Annotated in this window: 1 protein-coding gene; it reads left to right on the forward strand. The window is 62.8% G+C overall.

All coding sequences use genetic code 11. The features are described from left to right. Positions 1 to 381 precede the first annotated feature (381 nt). Positions 382 to 939, forward strand: a complete 558-nt coding sequence (locus P3T21_RS38405; RefSeq protein WP_429261058.1) for a BON domain-containing protein — start codon at positions 382 to 384, stop codon at positions 937 to 939. Positions 940 to 1219 lie beyond the last annotated feature (280 nt).

Raw genomic sequence — 1219 nt, forward strand, 5'->3', positions numbered from 1 at the left:
CGATTAGTGCAAACTCTCCGTATCAAACTCGATCAGCCTGATCGGCAATCAACCGCTCAGCGGCAAAAATGGAGTTTCCACACACTCTGGGTCGATCACGACCGTTCGGTCTTTGGCTGGACGAACTGGTCCGGCACGGTGGAGGGCTAATGCGAAAAAGCGCACAGACCGAAGGTCAGTGCGAAGTGGGGATGACCCGGTACCGTGGACGGTTATGCAGTTGAGTCCCCTGGCCGGACCGGACAAGTCCGGTGATCGCGGTGGCGCCTGCCGGTGTGGATTTCGAGTAAAACCAGTATGGAGACACGGCAGGACTTGGCCCTCCGGGGGCGGAGTGCTACCGGGGGCTCCTCGCATCAAGCCGGGCTCAGGAGGACATCGATGACGATCGACTACCGCTGCATGCTGTGCGCGCTGATGCTGGTGACGCCCGGCACGCATGCCGAGGACGACCTGCAGAATCGCGGTCATGACCCGTTCTTCCAGGTCTCCTCTGCGATTCCCAACTGTCCGGAGCCCGCCGGCCCGCGCGTGAATGAAGCCGAGTGGAAGCGCGAATCGCATCACCGCATCGAGCACGGCAACCACTGTTGGCTGGAAGGGCGCTGCCGCCTGCCGAACGCCTTCGCTTACGACGAGGAGATTGCCGACAGCACGCGCCGCCGGCTGCAATGGCTGTCGGCCAACCTGCCAGGGTGGCGGCAGAGTACCTTGTGGGTGACAGTGTGGCAGCGTTGGATGCTGGTCCAGGGCTGCGTGGCACCGGACTTTCCGGTGGCGCCGTTCATGGCCGCGCTACGCGAGGTTCCCGATGTCGAGCGCGTCATCGATGAAACTACTGCGCGTCCGGAGCGGGGTGTGCCTTATGCGCAGTTCCGCAAGGGCCCGTCATCGCAAGGCAGCATGAAAGCGGGCGCGGTCGACAGCCAGGTGCCGTAGAGCGGATAACGCATGTCCATGCCGGTTCAGCCTCGCGGAACAAGGGTTTCGAGACGCGAAATCATTGTGTCGCCGGCGAGAACCGGCCGCGCAGGCTGGCAGGGACGCAGGGCAGCAAGGTCTCAGTCCGGCCACAAAGTGCCGTTCACATGCGTCGACAGTTGGACATTCCGGCGTCGGTCTTGCCCCGTAACCGGCCGTCCGGTTGTCATAGACAACGCTCACTTGAAGCCGGCTTTGGAAAGCGGAAAGTGCGCAGTTATCGCGCCTCCCCATGTTT

It is taken from the genome of Paraburkholderia sp. GAS334 (assembly GCF_050436625.1).
In the GTDB taxonomy this organism is placed as follows: domain Bacteria; phylum Pseudomonadota; class Gammaproteobacteria; order Burkholderiales; family Burkholderiaceae; genus Paraburkholderia.